Origin of the sequence: Xanthomonas sp. NCPPB 1062 (assembly GCF_041481705.2) — a bacterium.
Lineage (GTDB): Bacteria > Pseudomonadota > Gammaproteobacteria > Xanthomonadales > Xanthomonadaceae > Xanthomonas > Xanthomonas euvesicatoria.
Map to the genome: position 1 here is coordinate 963,406 of NZ_CM192987.1, position 20,918 is coordinate 984,323.

The 20,918-nt window shown below is 65.9% G+C and carries 17 protein-coding genes; 7 read left to right on the top strand and 10 right to left on the bottom strand.

Annotation, left to right across the window (positions count from 1 at the left end; all coding sequences use genetic code 11):
- Positions 1–79 precede the first annotated feature (79 nt).
- From ACCQ16_RS04130 to ACCQ16_RS04140, 3 genes are all read right to left on the bottom strand, one after another.
- Complete coding sequence (locus ACCQ16_RS04130; protein ID WP_277573156.1) at positions 80–2,422, bottom strand: glycoside hydrolase family 98 domain-containing protein; 2,343 nt, start codon at positions 2,420–2,422, stop codon at positions 80–82.
- A gap of 527 nt (positions 2,423–2,949) precedes the next feature.
- Positions 2,950–3,900, bottom strand: a complete 951-nt coding sequence (locus ACCQ16_RS04135; protein ID WP_008573562.1) for a ribokinase — start codon at positions 3,898–3,900, stop codon at positions 2,950–2,952.
- 90 nt (positions 3,901–3,990) lie between these two features.
- Positions 3,991–5,289, bottom strand: coding sequence for a NupC/NupG family nucleoside CNT transporter (locus ACCQ16_RS04140; protein ID WP_008573564.1), 1,299 nt, complete (start codon positions 5,287–5,289; stop codon positions 3,991–3,993).
- Positions 5,290–6,177: 888 nt separating this feature from the next.
- On the opposite strand from ACCQ16_RS04140, the gene ACCQ16_RS04145 reads away from it, so the two are divergent.
- The 5 genes from ACCQ16_RS04145 (at position 6,178) to ACCQ16_RS04165 (ending at position 11,627) form a co-directional block, all read left to right on the top strand.
- Complete coding sequence (locus ACCQ16_RS04145; protein WP_014089419.1) at positions 6,178–7,146, top strand: potassium channel beta subunit family protein; 969 nt, start codon at positions 6,178–6,180, stop codon at positions 7,144–7,146.
- A 161-nt stretch (positions 7,147–7,307) separates the two neighbouring features.
- A complete protein-coding gene (hemP, locus tag ACCQ16_RS04150; protein WP_014089421.1) occupies positions 7,308–7,547 on the top strand; it encodes a hemin uptake protein HemP in 240 nt (79 codons plus the stop codon).
- A 259-nt stretch (positions 7,548–7,806) separates the two neighbouring features.
- Positions 7,807–10,038 carry a TonB-dependent hemoglobin/transferrin/lactoferrin family receptor gene (locus tag ACCQ16_RS04155; RefSeq protein WP_277573157.1) on the top strand — a complete coding sequence of 744 codons (2,232 nt, stop codon included), beginning with the start codon at positions 7,807–7,809 and terminating at the stop codon, positions 10,036–10,038.
- Positions 10,039–10,043: 5 nt separating this feature from the next.
- On the top strand, positions 10,044–10,646 hold the full coding sequence (locus tag ACCQ16_RS04160; protein WP_031421163.1) for a hypothetical protein: 603 nt from the start codon (positions 10,044–10,046) through the stop codon (positions 10,644–10,646).
- Positions 10,647–10,703: 57 nt separating this feature from the next.
- A complete protein-coding gene (locus tag ACCQ16_RS04165; RefSeq protein WP_029818711.1) occupies positions 10,704–11,627 on the top strand; it encodes a DUF6607 family protein in 924 nt (307 codons plus the stop codon).
- A gap of 126 nt (positions 11,628–11,753) precedes the next feature.
- Here the strand turns inward: ACCQ16_RS04165 and ACCQ16_RS04170 are convergent, their stop codons facing one another.
- From ACCQ16_RS04170 to ACCQ16_RS04200, 7 genes are all read right to left on the bottom strand, one after another.
- Positions 11,754–12,107 (bottom strand): DMT family protein, encoded by a 354-nt coding sequence (locus tag ACCQ16_RS04170; RefSeq protein ID WP_005910790.1) that lies wholly within the window; start codon positions 12,105–12,107, stop codon positions 11,754–11,756.
- Positions 12,108–12,186: 79 nt separating this feature from the next.
- Positions 12,187–13,071, bottom strand: a complete 885-nt coding sequence (locus tag ACCQ16_RS04175) for an ABC transporter permease (RefSeq protein WP_008573578.1) — start codon at positions 13,069–13,071, stop codon at positions 12,187–12,189.
- A complete protein-coding gene (locus ACCQ16_RS04180) occupies positions 13,068–13,901 on the bottom strand; it encodes an ABC transporter ATP-binding protein (protein WP_008573580.1) in 834 nt (277 codons plus the stop codon). The genes ACCQ16_RS04175 and ACCQ16_RS04180 overlap by 4 nt, the downstream gene beginning before the upstream one ends.
- Before the next feature lie 3 nt (positions 13,902–13,904).
- The gene (locus ACCQ16_RS04185) at positions 13,905–14,951 is read right to left on the bottom strand and encodes an ABC transporter substrate-binding protein (RefSeq protein ID WP_008573582.1); all 1,047 of its coding nucleotides are present in this window, start codon (positions 14,949–14,951) and stop codon (positions 13,905–13,907) included.
- Between the two features lie 40 nt (positions 14,952–14,991).
- Positions 14,992–15,909 (bottom strand): TauD/TfdA dioxygenase family protein, encoded by a 918-nt coding sequence (locus ACCQ16_RS04190; protein WP_011346465.1) that lies wholly within the window; start codon positions 15,907–15,909, stop codon positions 14,992–14,994.
- Between the two features lie 248 nt (positions 15,910–16,157).
- On the bottom strand, positions 16,158–18,641 hold the full coding sequence (locus ACCQ16_RS04195; protein ID WP_109291178.1) for an ABC transporter permease: 2,484 nt from the start codon (positions 18,639–18,641) through the stop codon (positions 16,158–16,160).
- The gene (locus ACCQ16_RS04200) at positions 18,638–19,237 is read right to left on the bottom strand and encodes an ABC transporter ATP-binding protein (protein ID WP_277573187.1); all 600 of its coding nucleotides are present in this window, start codon (positions 19,235–19,237) and stop codon (positions 18,638–18,640) included. The genes ACCQ16_RS04195 and ACCQ16_RS04200 overlap by 4 nt, the downstream gene beginning before the upstream one ends.
- 109 nt (positions 19,238–19,346) lie before the next feature.
- On the opposite strand from ACCQ16_RS04200, the gene ACCQ16_RS04205 reads away from it, so the two are divergent.
- Both ACCQ16_RS04205 and ACCQ16_RS04210 read left to right on the top strand, forming a co-directional pair.
- Complete coding sequence (locus tag ACCQ16_RS04205) at positions 19,347–20,015, top strand: arylesterase (protein WP_011346468.1); 669 nt, start codon at positions 19,347–19,349, stop codon at positions 20,013–20,015.
- 91 nt (positions 20,016–20,106) lie between these two features.
- Positions 20,107–20,820, top strand: coding sequence for a response regulator transcription factor (locus ACCQ16_RS04210; RefSeq protein WP_002811889.1), 714 nt, complete (start codon positions 20,107–20,109; stop codon positions 20,818–20,820).
- The last annotated feature ends 98 nt before the right edge of the window (positions 20,821–20,918 follow it).

A 20,918-nucleotide genomic window follows, 5' to 3' on the forward strand; every position in this document is an offset into this window, starting at 1 on the left:
CCTTCGTGCTGCCAACCCTGCGGCGGCCGGGCCGGCAGCAGGCGGGCCGGCTTGGCCGGCACCGCCGCTGCGGTATCGCCTACTGCCAGACGGCCAGATTATCCAGGTACAGCTTGGCCTGGGTGCCTGCACTGGCGCGGTATTCGACGATGTTGTTGCCGGCACGCAAGGTCGCCGTCAGCGGACTGCTGGCCCAGTCGCTGGCCGAACTGGTCTGGGCGAAGGCCGGGGTGCCGACACGCAGGCCATTGACGTACAGGTCTACGCTACCGACGCTTGCGCCCGGTGCGGAATAGCGCGTGGCCAGCGTATAGCTTCCCGCCTGCGGCACGTTGATGGTGGTCCGCAAACGCGCGCCGGGGTTGCCGCCGAAGTCGACATAGCCCAGCCCCTGGTAGTTGTGCACTGCGCCGGAGACGCCATTGGCGACAAGGCTGCCGATGCGCAGGAAGTCGAAGTTCTCCGCTTCGTATTGCCGCACGCCGGTATAGGCGGGTGGCGCGGCCGGTGCCTGCAGTGGTGTGACCGCCGCGGCGCTAGCGCGTCCGGTGGCCGAGCCGGAGCACTGGATGGTGATGTCCAGCGGCCCGTTGTGGGCGACGTTCAAGGTCAGGCCATCGCCGCTGGGCGTGGCGGTGACGGTACTGGCCTGGTGCTCGCCGCGATCGGCAAAGGTATAGGTCGGCGTGGCGCTGGCGCCGCGGATGGTGATGGTGTCGGTCTTGAGCGGGCCGGTTTCCGAATCGAAATTGGTCAGGTAGACCGACACCGCGTCGGCGAACTCCTTGACCACGCCCGTCGTGTAGGGGCCGTAGGTCATGTTGAGCGCGGCGCAACTGTTGTACTTGAGGTTGAACCCGCCGCTGGCGGTCTTGTTGGTTTTGTAGGGGTTGTAGGTGACCCAGGTGTTGTCTTGACGTGCCACATAGAGATCGCCGGTGGATTCCTGCGGGAACAAGGCATTCAGTTCCTGGGTCTTGGCGGCGATGGAGGGCCAGCGGGTGGCGTACGCGCTGCGCTTGACCTGTACGGGGAAGGACTTTGCAAGGTCATCGCTCAACTGCCATACGGTCGGGATGGCGGGGTAGCGCCCGGTCTTCTTGTACCAGCTGTGCTGGTTGAGATAGGTGCCGTCGTCGTCCATCAGATACAGGCCGGAGAACAGCGTTTCCGGCGATGCATACAGACTCTGATCGTTGCCGCTGGTGGTGTCGTCGACCACTACCAGCTTGGTGCGGTCGATCACCTGCTGGCGATCGAGGATGTGCAAGGTGCCGTCGAGAATCTTGCGGTAGACATCCATATGGATGTTTTTGAACTGCGGGAAGAACTGCCAGCGCCGCGTGTTGTAGCCGTCGGCGGTGGTCCCGTTTGGCAGGCTTTGAACGGTATCGGTCCAGATCAGTTCCGGGCCGTCGAAATAGGTTTCGCCGGTCAGCGTCAGGTGCTCGATCAGATGCGGGGCGCCCGCGGCCAGAGGATAGGCGCTGCCATCGGCGGCGTACCAGCCGCTGCTGTCAGGACGGATGCCGTAATGGCCCGCAAATCCCGACAGAAACATGCCCAGGCTGACGCTTTCGGTGTCGTGGTAGCCGTAGTTCATCGTGAACTTTTCTTGGATGATGAAATTCTTGGCATAGCTGCCCAGGGCGGTGCGCAAGGCCTCGTTGCGCTTGACCATTGCCAGCGGGTTGATGTTTGCGCCCCAGAAGCCGCCGGTGAAGCTCACCGCCAGATAGCCGCCGTACTTGTTGGTCAGCTTGAGCAGGTTGGCCCAGTGCTCCCAGCGCTGCGCTGCCGAGACCGAGCAGGCTTCGTCGAATCCCCAGAACTGCTCGGCGTAGTTGAAACCGAGGAAGTTCGGGTAGTCGCGGAAGAACTCACCGTAGACCGTCGATTCCAGATCGGTGCCGTTGGGATAGTCGGGGAAGTGGCTGAAGCCGCCGCTGGACGGTTGCACCATCGCCCAGACACCGTTGGCCGCGGCTGTCTTGATCCACGAGCGTGCCGTCTCGATCCCGTTCGCCACCTGGTTCCAGTTGCACTGATTGTTGGTGGCGCCTTTGTGACTGATCGAGAGCGAGATCAGCAGAACCGTGTAGGGGCGCAGGTCTGCAGGAATCAGGTCGATGATCTTCTGCGGATCGGCGGCGTTCCAGGTGTCGGCATGGATCACGAACATCGGCTTATCGGGCGCGAGGCTGCGCCGGAATGCCGGGTCGATACTGGCGCTCGCCGTTGCCGTGGACGCCTGCGTAGCGGTTGGCGCCATGGTACGCGGGGCGCTCACGGTGACCGTCGCCGCCGGCGATGGGGTCGCAGCGGTGCCGGCATCGGCGGCATCGCCGCCACAGGAGCTGAGCAGGCAGGGAAGTAAGACGCAGTGCAGCAGGAATGGCGCGCGCGATCGACGCAGGATCATCGGTAGTTCCGTTGAGCTTGGGGGGGGGCAGGGCCAGGCATACCGCGTCACTGCCATTGCGTGAGGCGGCAATGCGCCAGTCGACGATGCAGACGCATCTCGGCAAGCCGCGCCGCCAGGAGCGTCCTCGCATGACAACAGGCAATGGTCGTGGTGCGCCCGGTGGTGCGGCGATAGTAGGCAAGCGCAGATAGCGCGCTAGCGCGTGCAGCCGATCAGCACGCTTTATGCGATGCGCTTTCGTTTTTCGAGCGCCCAAAACAGCGCTGGGTCACGTGGCGTCGCGATGGCGCAGTCGGTGGTGTGACGTTGGCAGCAGAGCGTGCGCAGCGTGGCGAAAGCAGACATGCGCTCGTTGCAGCGTCACATCGTTCGGCGCGATGCGCAGCGACGCGGCCAACCTTGTCGCGATCGTCGTTGGGCGCGGGACATGCACGCGCATTCCTGGGAAAAACCTGGGCGCCTGCGTGGGTGCGGTGTCGATGGCATGCGCGCGTGGCGCACGCCAATGGCAGTGAACCGTGGTCTCAGTCGTCCGCGCGCAGCCGCGGCATCGACACCGCCGCGCCTTCCACCTCGGTGGAGCGCGCCGCATAACGGGTGGCAAAGCGCACGTGGGTTGCGAAGCTCGCAGCCGGCACCTGCGCCAGCGAGGCAACCAGCGCACCGTTGAAGGCATCGCCCGCGCCGGTGGTATCGATGGTCTGCGCGCTTTCCGCGCCCACGCGGTAATGCGCCTGGCTATCGCCGCGCAGCTGTTCTTCGGCGTGCGAAATGAAGGCGCCCACCGCGCCCAGTGTCACCACCACGGTACCGCCTGGCAGCAGCTTGCGGCACAACGAATGCAACGTATTGCCGTCCAGCGCGGCGACGTCGTCGGCATTGATGCGCTCGCCGACATGGCGACCGAGCAGGGCGGCGAATTCGGTTTCGTTGGGCGTCAGCACATCCGAGAGCTTGAGCAGGCCAATCGAGGTCGGTGCATTGGCCGGCGCGGCATTGAGCACGGTCAGCACGCCACATTCGTGCGCCAGCGCCAGTGCGGACTCGATCGTCTCGGCTGGGGATTCTAGCTGCGCCAGCAACACCTTTGCCGCAGCCACCAGCGGGCGTTGGTTCTCGATGAAGGCGGGGCTCAACACGGCGTTGGCGCCAGCGCCGATCACGATGGTGTTGCGGCCGTGCCCGTCGACATAGATGCCGCCGGTGCCGGTCGGTTCATTACTGGGCTCGGCGATCAGCGAAAAGCCGTCCTGCGCGGCCAGCGAGCGTGCCAACGCACCACCGGCGTCGTCGCCCAGCGCGCACAAGAAATGCGTTTTGGCGCCAGCGCGTGCGGCCGCAACCGCCTGATTGAAGCCCTTGCCGCCCGGGCCGGTGCTGTAGCGCCCGGCGATGGTCGCGCCCGGCACCGGCAAGGCATCGCAGCGCCACACGTGATCGACATTGAAGGACCCGACAACGACGACCGAACTCATAAATACCTTGCCTTGAATGACTGACTTGAAAGACTGGATGAAACGCGGCGTGCAGTGATTAGACCGTCACGCCGATGAACCCGCACCGCCTCAGCCGAAATGCGACAGCACACCGGCAATGGTAGCGGTCATGAAGGTGGCGATCGAACCGCCGAGCACCGCACGCAGGCCGAACTTGGCCAGATCGTGACGACGTTCCGGCGCCAGCCCGCCGATCCCGCCGATCTGGATCGCGATCGAGCTGAAATTGGCGAAGCCGCACAGCGCGTAGGTGGCGATCAGGCGACCTTCTGCGCTCAGGCCTACGCCCGGCACTTCGCCCTTGACGATGCGCGACAACTCGCTGTAAGCGACGAACTCGTTGATCACCACCTTCTGGCCGATCAACGACCCGACCGTGGTCGCATCCACCCACGGGGTACCGATCACCCAGGCGATCGGCGCCAGCACGTAGCCGAAGATCGTCGACAGGTTGGTCGGGCGGCCCAGCAGCGCGGCGGCGCCGGTGACCTCGCCCAGCCAGGTCAGCGGTGCGTTGATCAGCGCGATCAGCGCGATGAAGGCCAGCAGCATCGCGCCGATATTCAGCGCCAGGCGCAGGCCGTCGCCGGCACCGGCCGCGGCCGCATCGATGACATTGCTGGTGGTTTTTTCCACTTCCATCTTGACGGTGCCGCGGGTCAGCGGGGTGCCGGTTTCCGGCACCAGCAGCTTGGCGACCACCAGCGTGGCGGGCGCGGCCATGATGCTGGCGGCCAGCAAGTGCTTGGCATAGAACGCCTGTTGCGCCGGATCGCTGCCGCCGAGCATGCCGACATATGCAGCCAGCACGCCACCGGCGATATGCGCCATGCCGCCGATCATCATCGTCAGCAGCTCGGACTGGGTCATCTTGGGGATATACGGGCGCACCGTCAGCGGCGCTTCGGTCTGGCCGATGAACACGCTGGCGCACACGCTGGTGGTTTCCGCACCGGAAACGCGCATCACCTTGGTGATCGCCCACGCCATCGCACGCACCACCATCTGCATCACGCCCAGGTGGTAAAGCACGCCCATCAGCGCCGAGAAGAAGATGATGGTGGGCAGCACCTGGAACGCAAAGATGAAGCCGTAGCTGTCGATGTTCATCAGGTTGCCGAAAATGAAGGTGGACCCTTCATTGACGAAACTCAGCACCTTGACGAAGCCCTTGCCCAGCGCGTCGAACACGTCGCGCCCGCCTGGCACCAGCAACACCAGTGCGGCGAACGAGATCTGCAGGGCCAGACCGGTGGCGACCAGCTTCCAGTCGATCGCGCGGCGGTTGCTCGAAAACAGCCAGGTGATGCCGATGAGCACCGCCAGACCGAACAGGCCGAAACCGATCCTTCCCAAACCTTCGACCATTCCAATCCCCGGGCTGCTGACGGCAAAACGGGAAGCCTAGAGCAGGGGGTGACAGGGGGCAAGGCGAGGGGCATTCAGATGGCCTCGGTCGGCCCACAGACGAGAGGCGGCGGGCACGGGCAGGCCCGCGCTGGCGCGCTGTGGGACCGTGCTTGCGCAAAGTCGGGAGTTCGCATGGGCGAGGTGGGCGGTGTTCATCGCGTGGCGGCGCGGCTGGTGGCGGTCGTGACGCCCGCCCGGATGCGGTGTTCACCGTCATGCGTCAGCGTTCGGGAAACTGCCGCGCAGCCTGGAGCGGCTGAAGCGCGTGATTGGATCTACTGCTGCGACTGCTACGGCTGTCGTTGCTGCATCCGCTTCATTAGGCGCGGTGTCTTTGGCACAGATGGCCTGGGACAGTTGGCGTTTGTGCGCGAGTGCTGCTGACCGTTGCACGCATGTCCGCCGGCGTCATGCGCTGGTGTCTCCAGGCACGGTGCCGCATCCGGTGTCGGGGCACGCCGTCAATCCGTCCATGCGGCTGGTTGGCGCATGCATGCCACCAATGGCCCCACCCTGGTTGCGACGCCACACGCCGGCGATTTTGCCTGTTGATCGGCAAGCAGTCGCTGCAGCAAGGTCTCGCGTCTGTCACGTGTGGATAGGCGTGGAAACGCCCATGCAAGCCGAGGCATTCGGTGCAGATAACCACCAACGGCAGACCAACACCGACAAAAGCGCCGATCACGATGCATGCGCAGTGCAGGCGGTGCTGCGAACACGCAGTCGAGCCGGGAACAGGTCGATGCACGGCGCTGCACACGCCGCGCGCTGTGCCTGCCCGACGCCACGGCCTACACTGCGCACGCCGGTCCAGGGCAGGTGCCCTGGAGGTTGCGGGAGTTCGCCATGCTTTACCGACGTCTGGGTTCCACCGGGCTGCAGCTATCGGCCTTGTCGTTCGGGGCCTGGGTCACCTTCGGCAAACAGATCGGGCGCAGCGAAGCGCGCAATCTGATTGCCGCCGCATGGGACAACGGCATCAATTTTTTCGATAACGCCGAGGTCTACGCGCGCGGCCGCGCCGAGGAAGTGATGGGCGATGTGATCGCCGATCTGCGTTTGCCGCGCGATGGCTTCTGCGTGTCGAGCAAGGTGTTTTTCGGTGCGGTCGACAGCCCGCGGCCGACCCAGCGCGGGCTCTCGCGCAAGCATGTCACCGATGCCTGCCATGCCGCGCTCAAGCGCCTGCGCGTGGAGTACCTGGACCTCTATTACTGCCATCGGCCCGATCCGGACACCCCGATCCAGGAAACCGTACGCGCCATGGATGCGCTGATCCGCCAGGGCAAGGTGCTGTACTGGGGCACATCCGAATGGAGCGCCGCGCAGTTGCGCGAGGCCATCGCGATTGCCGAACGCGAACATCTGCATGCGCCGGCGATGGAACAGCCGCAATACAACCTGCTGCATCGCGAGCGGCTGGAGCGCGAATACGCGCCACTGTGCGAGAACGGGCTGGGCACCACGATCTGGTCGCCGCTGGCCTCGGGCCTGCTGACCGGCAAGTACAACGCGGGCGTGGAGGCCGACAGCCGTCTGGGCCAGCCGGGCAACCAATGGTTGCAGGACGAAGTGCTGGGCGCGCCGGAAGCGCGCCGGCTGGAGCGCGCCCGCGCGTTCTGCGCGGTGGCGGCCGAGCTTGGCCAGTCGCCGGCGCAGTTGGCCATCGCCTGGTGCCTACGCAACCGGCATGTGTCCAGCGTGATCCTGGGCGCGAGCCGGGTCACACAGTTGGAAGAGAACCTCGGTGCCCTGGACACCCTGGATCAGGTCGATGACGCCGGGTGGGCACAGGTGGAGTCGAGCACGCGCTGAGCCATTGGGTCGATCGAGTGCTGCGGTGGATGCTTGTAGTAGTCACCGCAGCTGAGGGCAGCGACACACGTCCGTTCGATTGGCGCGATCAATCGAAGACTAGAGAGCGATTTAAACATCCGGCCTTTCAAATGAGAATGGCTCTTGATCATTAAATGAGAATGGTTATTATTTGTCTGGCCAACCGACTGGAGAACCAGATCATGACCGCCCACCCCGTGCTGCTTCGCTCCGAACCGGTCAATCTGCGCGACCGCGCCACGCCGCGCGCCGTGCCCGCCGAAGAGCTCATCAGCAGCCAAGCGCTGCTCAAGGGCCGGCGTGAAGTGCTGATCCAGCACGGCGATCGCGTCTATCGCCTGCGCCACACCAGCAACGACAAGCTGATCCTGACCAAGTAATTCCAGCCACTGGGCTGCGCACAGCCACTGTGCGCAGCCGCTGCCGCAACGATCGTCATGCGCCGTCAGTGCCGATGGCGCGATCCTGCTCCACGCGCAACGCTCGATTGCCATGGCATCCCATCTTTGCGTACTCGCTCAACGCGTGTGCGCAAGATCGCAGCGGGCGCTGCCGCCGCCGCCCGCCACTCAACTCCATCTTCCCTGCCGCGTTTGGCTTATGCCGCACGCGCCGCCGGGGGACGCGTAAAGGTTCCTGATGATCCGCCTGCATCCGCTGGTGGTCGCGCTGTCGCTGGCGCTGCCCGCTATTTCCTTGTGTGCCCGTGCTGCCGAACGCGATGCCGGAGCGGAGGGTGCGCGTGAGGTGCACGACTTCGACCGGCTCCAGGTCACCGCCACGCGCACCCAGCGCGCGCTGGTGGATGTGCCCAGCACGGTGGATGTGATCGACCGCGAACAGCTCGACAACCAACTGGTGCGCGAACTCAAGGATCTGTTCCGCTACACGCCGGGCGTGTCGGTCACCAGCACCAGCGGCCGCTTCACCGGTGCCAACGGCATCCGCATCCGCGGGCTGGATGGCAACCGCGTGGCGATGCTGGTGGATAACGTGCCGGTGTCGGACACCTTCAGCTTCGGCAGCTATCTCAACGCCAACCGTAACTTCGTTGACCTGGAAACGCTCAAGCGCGTGGAAGTGGTACGCGGGCCGGCCAGCTCGTTGTATGGCTCGGATGCATTGGGCGGCGTGGTCGCTTTCGTCACCAAGGATCCGTCGGACTATCTGAGCGCAGACAAGCACAGCTACGCCGGCCTGAAGTTCGGCTACGAAGGCGACTGGAACGGCCTGTTTGCCGGTGCCACCGGCGCGTTCGGTGGCGAACGCTGGAGCGGCTTGGTGGCGGTGAGTCATCGCCAGGGCCAGGAGGCGCAAAACCAGGGCGATGACCGCAGCCGCGATTTCACCCGCACTGCGGCCAATCCGCAGCGCATCGATGGGCGCAGTGTGCTCGCCAAACTGGTGTACGCCCCAAGCGCACAACAGCGCTTCAAACTCACGGTCGAAGGCAACGAAGACTACGGCAGCATCGATGCATTGACCGGCGTCGATACGCGGAGTCCGACGGCGTCGCTACGCATCCTGTCGCAGCAAGGACGCGATCATCAGACACGTGCGCGGGTCTCGCTGCGGCATGAAGTCGATGCGCTGGATTCCGTGTGGACCGACGATCTGCAGTGGCAGCTGTATCGCCAGGACAGCGAGAGCCTGCAACGCACCAACGAACTGCGCGGCAACACCACGCGCCGGCATAACGAACATAATTTCGATCAGCGTGTTTACGGCCTGCTGGTCAACGCGCATAAGTCCATCGAAACCGGCACCCTCAGCCACGAAATCACCTATGGGCTGGATGGCACCTGGACCGATACGCGCGCCAAGCGCGACGGCTATTCGGTCAATCTGGCCAATGGCGTGGTGAGCAACCGCGTCGGTCAGGACGTGTTTCCGGTGCGCGACTTCCCGATGAGCGAAACCACCAAGCTCGGGTTGTATGCGCAGGACGAGATCGGCCTGCTCGATGGCCAGCTGTCGCTGGCGCCGGGCGTGCGCGTGGATTATTTCCGGCTGTCGCCGCAGGTGGACGACATCTTCCGCGAAGACAATCCCGGCGTTGCCGCCGAGACCATCGACGAGACCCAGGTGTCTCCCAAGTTCGGTGCGGTGTGGCGGTTTTCGGACGCCTGGTCGGCGTATGCCAATTACGCGCATGGCTTCCGCGCGCCGCCGTACAACGACGTCAATATCGGTTTCACCAATCTGCAGGCGCGCTACACCGCCATCGCCAATCCGGATCTGAAATCGGAGACCAGCCGCGGCGGCGAACTGGGCCTGCGTTTCAACGATGCGGTCGGCTATTTCGGGCTGGCCGTGTACTACACCGACTACCGCAACTTCATCGAATCGTATGCGCCGGCTGGCGTGAATGCCGACGGGCTGGCGCTGTTCCAGTCGCGCAACGTGGACGATGTGGTGATCAAGGGCGCAGAGGCGCGCGCGGGCATCGATCTGGGCATGCTGGCGGGTTGGCAAGGCTGGTCGTTGAACAGTGCCGTTGCCTATGCGGAAGGCGACAACCTCACCGACGGCACGCCGCTCAATTCGGTCGACCCGTTGCGCGGCACGCTTGGCATGGCCTTCGAAAGTGATCGCTGGGGCGCAGAAGTGATCGGTACCTTTGTGGCCCGCAAACATCGCCCGCAGCTTGACAGCTATTACGTGCCGGCCGGCTACGCCACGCTGGATCTGATGGGGCATTGGGAATTCGCGCCCGGCGCCAAGCTCACCGCAGGCGTGTTTAACCTGGCCGATCGCCGTTACGTGGACTGGAACGCGCTGCCCAACGGCACGCTGGCCAGCAACACGGTGCTGGACCGCTTCACTGGCGCCGGGCGCACTGCCTCGCTCAGCCTGGCCGTGAGCTGGTAGCGGCCATGCCCAACCTCCGCGCCATCCCGTTGCCCCTGCATGCACGCGCTACCCGCGCGGCACTGCCGCGACCACAGCAGTTGGCGGCGCTAGGGACGGTGCTTTGCCTGTATCGGCCCGCGTTGGGCAACGAACTGGATGGTTGGCAGCACGCGGTCGCTGCAGCCGCGTCCCGTCGGGTGGACAGCGACGGCGTGCACGAGGGCATCTGGTTCTTCGATGCGGCAGGACAGTGCTGCTGGCGGCTCTGCCTGTTGCCCGACAGCGATTTCCTGAGCTGGGACCGCCTGGTCTCTCGGCTGCCGCCACTGCCGATGGACACGCATGAACTGGGCGTCGGCGAACGGCTATGGCGCCGCCTGGCCGGACGCATGCGCGGCGATGCATGGCGCTTGAGCGCACTGCGCTTGCAGCCTGCGGCCAGCCACGATCACCCCATCACCGCCAGCCTGGCCACCGTCTCTGCGCTGGGCGCTGAGGTTGCTGCACGGTTGGCGCGCGACGAGGGCATCGACGGCCGCGTGGTCGTGGACGATTGTTGCTGCGCGCGCGCTGCAGCGCTGCGTACTGCCGCGGTGAATGCCCGCGGTGCCGACCCCGTGTCATGACGATGTCGCTGCTGCGCGCGCGTCCCTGATGTTCCCCAATGACTACCGAGAGTGCCGATGAGCCGATTGTTCTCCCGCTGTGTCGCCGCCACACTGAGCCTGTTGCCGTTGATTGCCGCCGCCGATGCTCAGCGCGATCGGCAGAGCATCCTGGCGATGCAGGGCGAGTACGCGGTGGATTTCGCGTTCGACGAAACCGTGCTGCTCAAGCCCGGCTACGAACGCGCTTCGGCGATGCGCAGCGGCGCCAGCGAAGTGGTCATCGTGGTGGAGGATTCGCCGCGCAGGCTGGTGCTGCAGCACGTGCTGGTCGACGAAAAGACCGGGCACGTGACCAAGCATTGGCGGCAGGACTGGACCTTCGAAGCACCGCAACGGTTTGAATTCACCGCCGAGCAGACCTGGACGGTGCATGCGCTGGCGCCGGCCATCACCAGCGGCACCTGGACGCAATGTGTGTACGAAGTCAGCGACGCGCCGCGTTATTGCGGCACCGGCCGCTGGGACTACGCCGATGGCCACCCCACCTGGACCAGCGATCCCAGCTGGCGCCCGTTGCCGCGGCGCGAGTACACCAGGCGCAGCGACTACAACGCGCTATCGGTGATCAACCGGCACACGCTGACGCCGAACGGCTGGACCCACGAACAATTCAACACCAAGGTGCTGCGCAAGCCCGACGGCACCCAGGAAGCGATTGCACGCGAGTTCGGCTTCAACGATTACCGCAAGACCACCGAGGTGGACTTCGCCCCGGCCTATGCGTACTGGAAAGGCACACAGGGGTATTGGGCCAAGGTGCGCGCGCGCTGGGCCGCATTCCTGCAAACGCCACCGGGTCTGCATCTGAAAACCAAGCCGGACGGCATGGCGATGATCGTACCGATGTTCGAGCAGGCCGAGTCAGCGCAGAAGGGCAAGCCGGTCAAGGACGCGCAAATCGATGCGGTGTTCGCACGGTGGGTCGAACCGGCGAACTAGGCACCCTGACGCCGTAGGAGCGCATCCGGGCGCGATATGGCATTCCCGGTAAGGCCCACGCACCGCAGGGGGCTCTTGCGAGGCCGACCCCGGGTGCGCGCCTACGAGCGAGAGGGCGCTTTGCCTCTATTCCTTGAACATCAGGAACGCGGCCACCAGGATCAGGCCGAACGCGGCCCAATGGTTCCACTTCAGCGACTGCCCCAGGTAGAAGGTGGAGAAACCGGCAAAGACCAGCAGCGTGATCACTTCCTGCATGCCCTTGAGCTGCGGCGCCGAATACACCGCGCTGCCCAGACGGTTGCCAGGCACCTGCAGGCAGTATTCGAAGAACGCGATGCCCCAGCTGACCAGGATGGCGATCATCAGCGGCGTGGTCTTGTACTTCAGGTGCCCGTACCAGGCGAAGGTCATGAACACGTTGCTGGCGATCAGCAGCAGAACCGGGTACAGGTAGGCGGTGAAGGGGGCAGTGGGCATGGCGGCGAGCGGCAGAGAAGGGGGGCCGAAGCATAAGCCAACTTCGTTAAGCGCACGCGACCGTGCCGCCGGGGCCGCGCTAGCGCTGCATGCCCCAGCGACGCACCGTGAGCCGCTCGATCGCCTGGAACACCACGCCCTCCACCAGCAGCCCCAGCACGATCACCATCGCCAGCCCCGCGAAGACCTTGTCGGTGTAAAGCTCATTGCGGTTCTGGAAGATGTACCAGCCCAGGCCGCCCTGGCCGGAGGTGGCGCCGAACACCAGTTCGGCGGCGATCAGGGTGCGCCAGGCGAATGCCCAGCCGATCTTCAGCCCGGACAGGATCGCCGGCAGCGCCGCCGGAACCAGCAGTTGCACCACATAGCGCGGGCCGCGCAGGCCGTAGTTGCGCCCGGCCATGCGCAGCGTGTCCGGTACCGCCTGGAAGCCGGCGTAGGTGGTCAGCGCCAGCGGCCACAGCACCGAGTGCACCAGCACAAACACTAGGCTGCCGGTGCCCAGCCCGAACCACAGCAAGGCCAGCGGCAACAGCGCAATGGCCGGCAGCGGGTTGAACATGGCGGTCAGCGTGCCGAGCACATCGCGGCCCCAGCGCGTGGAAGCGGCCAGCGCGGTCAGTACGAACGCCAGCAGCACGCCCAGCGCATAACCTTGCGCCAGCACACGCAACGACGCACCGACCCGGCGCAGCAGTTCGCCCGACAGCAGCCCGTCGTAGAACGCGCGCGCGGTCTGCACTGCGCCGGGCAGCATCAGATCGTCGCCGACCAGCCGCGCGGCGATCTCCCATGCCGCGACCAAGACCACCAGCACCAATGCCTTGCGCAGCCAGGGCGGTGCGTGCCAACGCGTGGGCGTGGTCGCGGCGCCCAGGGCAGGGTCCAGCGGGGTCAGTGCCACTTCGTACTCGGGCCGCACCGGTGGAATCGGCGGCACTGCGCTTGCGGTGCTGCGGCTCATGTCAGCGCCTGGCGTTGGCGCAGGGACGGGCGACGCAGCGGTGCCACCTTGTCGTCGTCCAGCGTGTCATCGGGCAGATCGAACAGCAGCCGGTGAATGCGTTGCGCGGTCTGCTGGAAGGCCACGCTGCCGGCACTGTGCGGGCCGAAGGCATGCGCGTTGAGTTCGGCGCGCACCTGGCCCGGGTGCGGCGACAACAGCAGCACGCGATTGCCGACCACCAATGCTTCTTCGATGGAATGGGTGACGAACAACAGCGTGAAGCGCAATTGTTCCCACAATTCCAGCACTTGCTCCTGCATGCGCGAACGCGTCAGCGCATCCAGTGCCGCGAACGGTTCATCCATCAGCAGGACACGCGGGCGCATCGCCAGGGCGCGTGCGATGGCTACACGCTGCTTCATGCCGCCGGACAAGGTGTGCGGGTAAGCATCTGCAAATCCGCTCAGCCCGACCTGGGCCAGACTGTCGTCTGCCCGCTCGCGCGCCTCGGCACGGCCGAGTTTGCGCGCCGCACGCAGCCCGAACACCACGTTCTCGCGCACGGTTTTCCATGGTGCCAACTGGTCGAATTCCTGGAACACCACCACCCGGTCCGGCCCGGGACCGGTGACCGCATGACCCTGCAGGCGGATCTGTCCTTCGCGCGGCGCAACGAAACCGGCCACCGCCTTGAGCAAAGTGGATTTACCGCAGCCTGAGGGCCCCAGCAGCACGAAGCGGTCGGCTTCGTGCACATCGAAGCGCACGCGATGGGTCGCGCGCACCACGCGCTGGGCCGAGGCATATTCCAGGCTGACATGATCGACCTGCAGCAGGGGCGTGCTCATCGCTCAGCTCCCGCCCGCAATCAGCGGGTCGTCGAAAAAGTAATCGCCCACCTTGCCCGGCGCCTGCTTGATCGCCCCGCTGTGCTGCATGAACTTGCCCAGCCCCAGCGTGTTCTGCGGTGCCACGGTGAACTGCACTTTCGGGTCCTTGAGGATCTGCAGCACCAGCGCGCGGTCGATGCCCGAGCCATTACGGCGCAGGAAGATATCGGCCGCCTGCTCCGGATGGGCCGTAACGAACTTCGCCGCCTGGTCCAGTGCGGCGACAAACGCGCGGTAGGTCTTGGGATTGTCCTTGCGGAATTTTTCGGTGGCGTACAACACCGTTGCCGACGACGGGCCGCCTTCGATCTCGTAGGAACTGGTGACGATATGCGCGGCCGGGTTGCGCGCCAGTTCCTGCTCCTGAAACGGCGGGCTGGCAAAATGCGCGGTGATTTCGGTACGCCCACGGATGATCGCCGCGGCGGCATCCGGATGCGGCAAGGCGACTTGTAGCGCGTCGAGCTGATGGGTGCCCTTGTCGCCCCAACGTTGTTGCGAGGCGTGTTGCAAGAAACGTGATTGCACGGAGACACCTGTTGCCGGCACCGCAATGCGGTCCTTTGGCGTGAAATCGCCGATGGACTTGATGCGCGGAGTGTTGCTGATCAGGTAGTACGGGAAATTGCCCAGCGATGCGACGCCGCGGACATTCTGGCGGCCGCGCGTACGGTCCCAGATGGTGAACAACGGCCCGACACCGGCACCGGCGATATCGATCGAACCGGTCAACAACGCATCGTTGACTGCCGCCCCACCGGAGAGCTGCAGGAATTGCACGTCGATGTCCACACCGGCGGCCTTGCCCTGCTGTTCGATCAACTTCTGGTCCTGCGCCACGTCCAGCAGCAGGTAAACGATGCCGAATTGCTTGGCGATCCGCAGCTTGCCTTCGGCCTGCGCATGCGCGCTGTGCAACAGCGGCAGCGCGGCCAACACCAGCAGCGCGATGCGCCGCGAAAAACGCCGGCGCGGCGCAGGAGCGTGGGAAGTGACGGTCAAACGCATGCGGCGCTCCAGTCGGGAAGGGGAGGGAACAGGGGCAGGCTCAGAACGGCGCATCGCCTTCGATGGTGGTGCGGTTGAGCCGACGGCGCAGATGATCCGGCGTGCCTGCAGCCAGATGCATCACCGAACGGTTGTCCCAGAACACCATGTCGTGCGGCTGCCAGCGATGCCGATACACCAGCCCAGCATGCGTGGAGTGTTCGAACAACCTCTGCAACAGCGCGCGGCTTTCGTCCTCGGGCAAGCCGACGATGCGCGTGGTGAAATGCTCGCTGACGAACAGCGCCTTGCGGCCCGTCTCCGGATGCGTGCGCACCACCGGGTGCTGCACCGGTGTCACTTCGGCAATCTGCTCCGGCGTCAGTGCCGGCCGCCACGGATTGCGGGCGCGCAACTCCTCGTACTTGGCCAGATAACTGTGTTCGGCACGCAGGTCCTGCACGGCGCGTTTGAGCGATTCGGGCAGCGTTTGCCATGCCAGGTGCTGGTTGGCAAAGAGGGTGTCGCCGCCTTCGCCGGGCAGCTCCTGCGCATGCAGCAGCGACCCCAGGCTCGGTGTTTGCTTGTACGACAGATCCGAGTGCCAGTAATGCCCGGCATCGCCCAGGCCGATCGGCTCGCCGTTCTCCTTGATGTTGGACACCACCAGCACTTCCGGGTGCCCGCGCAGTTGAAAGTTGCGCAGCACGTGAATCTGCAGCGGCCCGAAGCGACGGCTGAATTCCACCTGCTGGGCCGGTGTGATGCGTTGATCGCGAAACACCAGCACGTGGTAATCCAGGTGCGCGCGATGGATACGCGCGAAGGTGGCGGCGTCCAGCGGTTGCGCAAGGTCCAGCCCGATCACTTCGGCGCCCAGCGGAGCGTCGAATGGCACGATCCTGACGCTGGAGCTCTGCACGGGGGAAGACGCATCGCGCGGCGTGTGCACACGCGCTGCGGAAGTGATGCTGGCCATGACGTGGCACCTCGACGGCAACGAAAGGCCGCCTGGGCCGGCGGCCGGACATACCACTCTAGGCAGTCGTGCCACCGCTGCGAACGTACGATTTGCAAGGTGCTTATGCGCTGCAGACATATGCAGCACTCACAGAAGAGCAAGGCCCCTCACGCTGCGCGCCACAGCGTCCGTGAGCTGGCCTGCAGCACAGCCACCGGGCCGCGCGTCGCATGCCGTTGCCCGCATGCGACGCGTTTTACCCGCGCTTATTCGCTCCGCAATGCCAATGCCGGCGGCGTGGACAGGATGCGCCGCGTGCCCGACCAACCCGCCAACAGACTCAAGGCCAGCCCGAATGCGCCGCCGAGCAGCAGGCGCGGCCAATCCGGTGTCAACGCCATCTCGAACGCCTGCTTCCCGACGACCGCGCCGATCACGGCCGCAGCGGTCACCGCCAGCGTCGCCGCCAGCAAGCCAAGCGCGCCGAATTCCACCAGCACCGCACCGCGTAGCTGGCCACGGCGTGCGCCCAGGGTGCGCAACACTGCGCTGTCGTAACGGCGTTCGCCCGCGGTGGCCTGCAATGCGGCCAGCAACACCAGCATGCCGGCCAGCAGGCTGAAGCCCATCACCAGTTGCACCGCCTGTGCCACCTGGTCGATGACCTCGCGCACGCGGCCCAGGATGGCATCGATATCCAGCAACGAAATGTTCGGATAGTCGCGACTCAGCGCCGCCAGCTTGGACGCATTGCCCGGCGGCAGGTGGAAGGCGGAAATCAGGTTGTACGGCGCATCGCCGACCGATCCTTGATTGAGCAGCAGGAAGAAGTTGACCCGGAACGAATCCCAGTCGGCCTTGCGGATGCTGGTCACGGTGAACGTGCGTTGCTGTTCGCCCAGCAGCAGGGTGATGCGATCGCCCAGTTTGAGCTGGTAGCGCTGCGCCCAGCCTTCTTCCACCGAGGCTTCCGCCGCGGTGCTGTCGGCCGCCCAGAACTTGCCCTGCAGCAGCGTATTTGCCGGCGGGAACGCGTGGCGCCAGGAAAAATTCACCGGGCGGTTGTCGCCGTCGCCGTCGTCGGCCGGGTCGCGGTCGCCACGCACCGGCGGTTTGTCGTTGATGGCCACCAGGCGCCCCGTGGAAAACGGCTCCACGGCCGCATCATTCACCCCCAGACCGCGCAGCGTCTGCAGCACCGGCTGGGTTTGTTCGGGCTGGATGTTCATCAGGAAGTAGTTGGGCGTATCGGCCGGCAGGCGGTCGCGCCATTGGCCGAGCAGGCCCGGGCCGACCACCGCCAGCAGCAACAGCGCGCACAACGACAGCGACAGCCCGACCAGTTGCACCACGCTCAGGCCGCGGCGCCGTGTCAGCGAGGCCAGGCCAAGTTTCCAGGCACCGCGCAGACGGTGCTGGATCGGTCGCAGCAACGCGAGCAGGCCCAGCCCCAGCAACATCGCCACCAGTGCCAGCGCGGCCAGGCCGCCCAGCACCCAGCCGGCCAATACCAGGTTGCCGGTGGCATAGACGGTGAGCGCCAGCGTGGCGGCCAGGGCGGCGCCATACACCAGCAACGAGCTGGGCGGCACTGCGGCAAAGCTGCGGTTGAGCACGCGCATCGGTGGCACGTTGCGCAGCCGCAGCAGCGGCGGCAGGCCGAAGCCCAGCAACAGCACCAGGCCGATGCCTGCACCGGCCAGGGCCGGGGTGGCCTGCGGCAGCGGCAACCGGTTCGGGATCAGGCTGCCCAGCGCCTGCACCAGGCCTTCCTGCGCAAGCATGCCAAGCCCGATACCGACCAGGCAGGCCGGAATCGCCGTCAGCAGCAACTGCAGCGACAGCATTGCCAGGATGTCGCGCTGGCGGGCGCCCAGGCAGCGCAAGACCGCCACGGTGTCGATGCGTCGCATCGCAAACCGGTTCGCTGCCAGGGCCGTGGCCACGCCGGACAACAGCACCGCCAGCAACGCCGACAAGGCCAGGAAGCGGCCGGCGCGATCAAACGCTGCACGCATGCCGCGTTGGGTGTCTTCGATACCCACCAGGCGATACTCGCTGGCGCGTGGCTTGAGCCAGGCGCGCAAATCGGCGATGGCATCCGGTGCGCCGGCGAACATCAACCGATAGGAGGCGCGGCTGCCTGGGCCGAGCAGGCCGGCGCCGTCGATATCGGCGCGATTGACCAGCAGCGGCGGCGAGAGCTGCATCAGCTCCCCGGAGGCATCGGGCTCGGCGCGCAACACGCCGGTGATGGTCAGATGGCCGGCACCGAATTCCAGTTGCTCGCCCACGTGCAGGCCCAGCGCTTCGAGCAGGCGCGGATCGGCATAGGCCTGGCCCGGCGGCGGTGCGCTGGCGACGCTGCCTTCCGTCCCGGTGCCGTCCTTGGACACCAGCAACTGCCCGCGCAGCGGGTAGCCGGGGCCAACGCCGCGGATATTGGCCATCTGGCTGGCATCGCCATGGAACAGCACGCTGGGAAAGCTGACCATGCGCGTGCTCTGCAGGCCGCGTCGCTGGGCTTCTGCGGCGAAGTCGGCTGGGATCTCCTGCCGCCCGGTCACGCCCAGATCGCCGCCGAGCACTTCGGCCGCGCTGGAGGTCAGCGCGAGCGTCACCCGGTCGACCAGGGTGCCCACCGCGGTCATCACCGCCACGCCCAGCACCAGCGCGGCGAACACCGTCAGCAGATCGCCGGCCAGGAATTCGCGGCGCACGGCGCGCGCGGCTTGGCGCACGACGTTCATGCCGCCGGACCGGTCTGTGCGTGCAGGCGGCCGCTGTCGATGCGGTAGATGTGCCTGCAGCGCTGCGCCAGGCTCATGTCGTGGGTGACCAGCACCAGGGTGGTGTCGCTGGTGGCATTGAGCGCGAACAACAGGTCGCTGATCTGCGCGCCGGTAGCCTGGTCGAGGCTGCCGGTGGGCTCGTCGGCAAACAGGATGCGCGGGCGGGCCACGAAGGCGCGCGCCAACGCCACGCGTTGCTGCTCGCCACCGGACAGCTGGCGCGGGTAATGCCGCGCACGTGCACTCAGGCCCACGGCCTCCAGCACTTCGCGCACCCGCGCCGGATCCTCGCGCCCGGCCAGTTCCAGCGGCAGTGCGATGTTTTCTTCAGCAGTCAGCGCCGGCAGCAGGTGAAAACTCTGGAACACGAAGCCGACGTCGCGGGCGCGCAGCGCAGCGCGCGCTTCTTCGTCCAACTGGCCCAGCTGCTGGCCGGAGAGCGCGATGCTGCCGCGGCTGGGCAGGTCCAGCCCGGCCAGCAGGCCGAGCAGGGTGGTCTTGCCCGAGCCGGACGCGCCGACGATGGCGATACTGTCGCCTTCACTGACCGTCAAGCTCACGTTGTCGAGGATGTGGAGCGTTCCCTCCGGGCCACTGACGGACTTGCCGACCTCGCGAACGTCGATGGCGGTGCGGGTGCTGGAGCGGGGGGCCAGACTGTCGATGAGGAATCTCCGAATGCGTGAAAGAACACTGCGATATGGCGTGCTGGCCCTGTGGCTGCTGACACTCTCCCTGCTTGCGCCGGGGATTGCCTCTGCCAGAAGTCCGGTCGCCACTGCGCCGGTCCTGGTGGTGGGCGACAGCCTGAGCGCTGCGCACAACATCCCGGTGCAGTCCGGCTGGGTAACCTTGCTGGACCAGCGCCTGAAGCGTGACATGGCGACGCCCCCGGCAGTCGTCAATGCCAGCATCAGCGGCGAAACCACCTCCGGCGCGCTGACCCGGCTGCCGGGCCTGCTGGAAAAGCACCGCCCCGGCGTGGTGGTCATCGAGCTCGGCGGCAACGACGCGCTGCGCGGGCTGACCCCGGCCCAGCTCAAGGGCAACCTGGAAAAGATGATCCAGCTCAGCCAGCACGCCGGTGCCAAGGTGCTGCTGCTCGGGATCGACGTGCCGCCCAATTACGGCCCAGCCTACCGCGAGCGGCTCAAGGCCACCTATGCGGACCTCTCCACACAGTACAAGACCGCGCTGGTGCCGTTCTTCCTGGAAAAGGTCGCGCTGCAGCCCGGCCTGATGCAGGCGGACGGTCTGCACCCCACCGCCGCCGCGCAACCGAAGGTGCTGGAGACGGTATGGCCGGCATTGCGCCCGCTGCTCGGCCGCTAAATGCCGCGGAACACGAAACGTTATCCGGTCTTCACGCTCTTTCCACCGTCGATCCGGCATGTTTCACAAAGCTGAAGACCGAGGAAAGTCCATGCGTCAGACCAAGGAAACGTCCGGCCTCGTGCTGGTCGTCGAAGACAACCGCAATATCTCCGAAATGATCGGCGAGTACCTGGAAGGCCGTGGCTTCGAGGTCGACTACGCGCAGGACGGCCTGGACGGCTACCGTCTTGCCGCGGAGAACAGCTACGACGTGGTCGTGCTGGATCTCATGCTGCCACGCCTGGACGGCATCGAAGTGTGTCGCCGCCTGCGTAACGACGCACGCAAGTCCACCCCGGTGTTGATGCTGACCGCCCGCGACACGCTGGACGACAAGCTCACCGGCCTGGGCTTTGGCGCCGATGACTACCTGACCAAGCCGTTCGCGATTCAGGAACTGGAGGCGCGCCTGCGTGCCCTGATCCGCCGCGAGCGTCGCCAGGTGGGCTCGGAAGTGCTCAAGGTCGCCGACCTAGTGCTGGACCCGGTGAGCATGCGCGCCACCCGTGCCGGCACCGAGCTGCAGCTCTCGCCGATCGGCCTGCGCCTTTTGACCATCCTGATGCGCGAATCGCCGCGTGTGGTCACCCGCCAGGAAATCGAGCGCGAAATCTGGGGCAACGGCTTGCCCGATTCGGACACCCTGCGCAGCCATCTGTACAACCTGCGCAAGATCATCGACAAGCCGTTCGACCGTCCGCTGCTGCACACCGTGCAGAGCGCCGGCTATCGCATCGCCGACATCGCCCAACCGATGGCGTGATGTCACGCGCCGGCCGCCGTTCTGGCGGCCGGCTGCTGTATAGGCGCTCACGCGCCGCTCGATCTCCTGTGCTGCCGGCTGGTTGCACGAAGGACTCA